This is a genomic window from Agromyces sp. P1_H4, from assembly GCF_056405255.1.
Window position 1 is genome coordinate 1 of record NZ_JBFUCL010000330.1, and the last position, 4,201, is coordinate 4,201.

At 73.3% G+C, this 4,201-nt stretch carries 5 protein-coding genes; 3 read left to right on the forward strand and 2 right to left on the reverse strand.

All coding sequences use genetic code 11. From position 1 onward, the window contains the following. On the reverse strand, positions 1–417 hold a 417-nt coding region (locus AC1DY2_RS16410; protein WP_476763386.1), incomplete at its 3' end, for a helicase HerA-like domain-containing protein. 201 nt (positions 418–618) lie between these two features. Next, positions 619–1,074 (reverse strand): SRPBCC domain-containing protein, encoded by a 456-nt coding sequence (locus AC1DY2_RS16415; protein WP_476763387.1) that lies wholly within the window; start codon positions 1,072–1,074, stop codon positions 619–621. Between the two features lie 105 nt (positions 1,075–1,179). Between AC1DY2_RS16415 and AC1DY2_RS16420 the strand changes: the two genes are divergently transcribed. From AC1DY2_RS16420 to AC1DY2_RS16430, 3 genes are all read left to right on the forward strand, one after another. Then, positions 1,180–2,100 carry a helix-turn-helix domain-containing protein gene (locus AC1DY2_RS16420; protein ID WP_476763388.1) on the forward strand — a complete coding sequence of 307 codons (921 nt, stop codon included), beginning with the start codon at positions 1,180–1,182 and terminating at the stop codon, positions 2,098–2,100. A gap of 119 nt (positions 2,101–2,219) precedes the next feature. After that, positions 2,220–3,455, forward strand: a complete 1,236-nt coding sequence (ligD, locus tag AC1DY2_RS16425) for a non-homologous end-joining DNA ligase (protein WP_476763389.1) — start codon at positions 2,220–2,222, stop codon at positions 3,453–3,455. Then, positions 3,452–4,201: aminoglycoside phosphotransferase family protein (locus AC1DY2_RS16430; RefSeq protein WP_476763390.1), on the forward strand; the 750-nt coding region annotated here is incomplete at its 3' end. The genes ligD and AC1DY2_RS16430, both read left to right, overlap by 4 nt.

Genomic DNA, 4,201 nt, shown 5'->3' on the forward strand with positions numbered 1-4,201 from the left:
GGTCTTGCCCGTTCCGGTGGCGCCCGCGACGAGCCCGTGCCGGTTCGTCATCGCGAGCGGGATACGCACGGGCACGTCGGGCATCGCCTCGCCGTTCACGAGCGCGCCCATCTCGAGGGCGGGGCCGTCGAACGCGTAGCCGTCACGGATCGCGGCGACCTGGGCTGCGTCGAGCGGGCCGGATGCTGCGGCGGCGGGTTCAGAGGGCCTTGCGGCGGCGGCGGCTTCGCCTTCGGCGGCGGTGGCTGCGGCCGCGGCATCCGTCGCCTGCTGCTGCGCCTCGAGCGCCGCCTGCGCGAGGGCCGCGGCCTCCTCGGCCTTGCGGATCGCCTCCTGGGCCTGCGCCTGCAGGGCCTCGGCCGCCTCGGCCGCTGCGGCGGCCGCCTCCTGAGCTTGCTTCACCGCGTCGTCGGCCATGGGCACGATCCTAGCCACGCCCCGCCCGCGGCATCCGTCGGTCGCGGCGCCATCGTCATCGGCCGGCCGCGAGATGACGCAAACCGTCGTTCCCGGTGCCGGGGAAGGACGGTTCGCGWCATCTCGACGGCTGAGGTGGCGCCGCAGGTCGGGCAGGCGACGGGTGGGGCCGCGCGAGGGCGCGGTGCGGCATCCGCTCGCTCAGGAGGTCATCGGGATGGCCTCGCCGGTCTCGATCCACGACTTGAGGCTCGAGAGCACGCGCGGCCAGGTCTCGGCCGTCTCGGCCTGCGCCGGATGCCCCTCGCTCCACTCGTCGTTCGTGAAGGTCAGCCTCGTGAGCCCGATGCCGGCCTGCTCGAGCCGCCAGGTCATGCGGCTCGTGAGCTCGGCATGGTTCTCGCGATAGATGGGTCCGGGGTGCTCGGTGAGCTGCAGCACGACGCCCGGGTCGGCCTCGAGGACGTCGCCGTAGACGTGCACCACCTCCGTGCCGCCCTCGCCCGGGCCGACGTACTCGTAGGTGCCGCCGGGCTCGAGCTCGCCGCGCAGCACCGAGCCGAACATCACCGCGCGGCTGCCCTCGTCGCCGACGATCGCCTCCCAGACGACGAGCGGGTCGGCCTTGATGTAGATGGTCATCTCGAAGTCCTGCATGGTGTCCTCCCTGGACGGACGGTTCCGATGCCTTCGACGCTACGCAAGCGGCATCCGAGACGCTTGTCGAAACGCGACATCGGTGGTGCCCGCGATACTGGGCCCATGACGACGTCCGACGCGTACTGGCGATCCCGGGCGGGCGCCTCGGCCGTCAAGGGCGTGCTCGCGACGACGCCCGACGCTCCGGGCATCGCCCCGCTCGCGGCGCACGCCGATGCGCAGGTCGACGCGCGGGCCCCGGTGCGTCTCGCCCGGTACGTCGTCGACCCCACCCTCGCCGACCTGGTGCGACACGTCTGGGTGCCCAGGTGGCAGCTGCCGCCGGGCGCGGTCGTCGAGCAGGGCGTGCTCGACTACCCCTCGGCGAACCTCGTGATCGAAGCGGATGCCGCTGGGCTGCACGGTCCCGAAGCGGGCCGTTCGCATCGCCGGCTCGAGGGCGCGGGCTGGGCGTTCGGGGTCCTGTTGCAGCCCGGGGTCGCACGGCTGCTGACGCGCGGACCGATGCGCGCGCTGCTCGGCGGCTCGGTGCCACTCGACGAGCTGCGGGCGACGGATGCCGCGGGGCTGGCCCACGACGTGCGCGTCGCCCTCGAGGCCGGCGACGACGCGGCGGGCGTCGCGGTGTTCGAGCGATGGCTCGCGCGGCAGCACCTCGTGCTCGGCGAGGACGCCAGGCTCGTGCGGCACGTCGTCGAGCTCGCGGAGCACGATCGCGGCATCCTGCGCGCCGAAGACCTCGCCCGCGCGAGCGGACTCGGCCTGCGCACCCTGCAGCGGCTCGTGCGCGAGCAGCTCGGCCTGACGCCCAAGTGGCTCATCCGTCGCTACCGCATGCAGGAGGCCGCGGCGGCGCTCGCAGCGCCCGACGCTCCCGCACTCGCCGACCTCGCGGCCGAACTGGGCTTCGCCGACCAGGCGCACCTGACCCGGGAGTTCCGCGCGGTGATCGGCGAGACGCCGCGACGGTACGGGCTCGCCGCGGCGGCGGCCGCGGCATCCGTCGCCTCACGCTCGTCGTAGCGCGCGTGAGGTGACGCGAATCGACCCTTGGCGGCGCCGCGAAGGTCGATTCGCGTCATCTCGCGGCAAGGGCGGCACGCCACCTCCCATTCGGCGACGGGCCGTCCTAGGGTGAAGGCGTGAGTCCCGCCAAGGACGATGCCGAGCTCCTCGAGATCGATGGTCGCGAGGTGCGCATCAGCAGCCCCGACAAGGTGGTGTTCCCCGAGCCGGGGCTCACCAAGCTCGACCTGGTCCGCTACTACCTGGGCGTCGCCGACGGCGCGCTGCGCGGCGCGGCCGGGCGCCCGATGGTGCTGAAGCGCTTCGTGAAGGGCATCTCGCAGGAGGCGTTCTTCCAGAAGCGCGCGCCCGAGAAACGGCCCGACTGGATCGACACGGCGACCCTGCACTACGCGTCCGGCAACTCCGCCGAGGAGGTCGTGGTGCGGGATGCCGCGGCGCTCGCGTGGGTCGTGAACCTCGGCTGCATCGACCTCAACCCGCACCCGGTGCGCGCCGAGGACCTCGAGCACCCCGACGAGCTGCGGGTCGACCTCGACCCGATGCCGGGCGTCGACTGGTCGCAGATCGTCGACGTCGCGATGGTCGTGCGCGAGGTGCTCGCCGACCACGGGCTCGTGGGGTGGCCGAAGACCTCGGGGTCGCGCGGCATGCACATCAACGTGCGGATCGAACCCGAGTGGACTTTCCGCGAGGTGCGGCTCGCCGCCGAGACCCTCGCTCGCGAGACCGAGCTGCGTGCGCCCGGACTGGCGACCGCGCGGTGGTGGAAGGAGGAGCGCGGCGAGAGCGTGTTCGTCGACTTCAACCAGAACGCGAAGGACCGCACCGTCGCCTCGGCGTACTCGATCCGGCCGCTGCCCGACGCGCGCGTGTCGACACCCCTCGACTGGGATGAGGTGCGCGACAGCCACCCCGAGCGCTTCACCGCGGCGACCGTGCTGCAGCGCTTCGCGGAACGCGGCGACCCCGCCGCGGGCATCGATGACGCCGTCGGACGACTCGACGGCCTCCTGCGGCTCGCCGAGGAGCTCGGCCCCGCGGAGAAGCCGCCGAAGTCGTCGGACGGTTCGGGGCGGCGGCAGTCGACGATGCCGCTCATCGAGGTCGCGCGCACGAAGACGAAGCCCGAGGCCCTCGAGGCGCTCGAACGGTGGAAGGCGCGGCATCCCGACGTCGTGGCGTTGCTCGAGCCGGCCGACGTGCTCGTCGACGGCATGCGCGGATCGAGCTCGCTCTGGTACCGCATCAGGGTGAACCTGCAGCACGTGCCCGAGTCGAAGCGGCCCGAACAGGAGGCGCTCGAGGCCGATTACGACCCGTGGGCCGGCAAGGAGTGGAACCGGTCGTGAGCGACCTCGGGCCGGTCGACCCCGGACACGCCGGGGAGACCGCGTGGTTGCGACGCTGGCGCGTGCGCCCCGACGGCGACCCCGTCACCACGGCGTCGAGCACCCTCACGCCGGTGCGCACGGAGGACGGCACGCCCGCCGTGCTCAAGGTCGCCCACGTCGACGAGGAGGTGCGCGGCGCCGACCTGCTCGCCGCCCTCGACGGGCACGGGGTGGCCCGGGTGCTCGAGCGCAACGGCGCGGCGGTGCTCCTCGAGCGGGCCACGGGGCCGCGTGACCTCGTCGCGATGGTCGAGTCGGGGCACGACGACGAGGCCACGCGGATCATCTGCGACGCCGCAGGGCGCATCCACGCGGCATCCGCCGATGTGCTGGACGCCGACGACCCGCCCGAGCTGCTCGACCTTCCGACCTGGTTCCGCCACCTGTTCTCGCACGGCGGCGAGCTCAGCGCCTTCCATCGGCGTGGCGCCGACATCGCCGGGCGGCTCCTCGCCGACTCGCGCGACCCGGTCGTGCTGCACGGCGACCTCCATCACGGCAACGTGCTCGACTTCGGCGAGCGCGGCTGGCTCGCCATCGACCCCAAGGGGCTCCTGGGCGACGCGGAGTTCGACGTCTGCAACCTGCTCTGCAACCCGTCGCACGAACGCGCACTCGCCCCAGGTCGGCTCGAGCGGCAGTTCGGCGTCGTCGTGGCGTCGACGGGCTTCGATGCCGGACGACTGGCGGACTGGCTCGTCGCC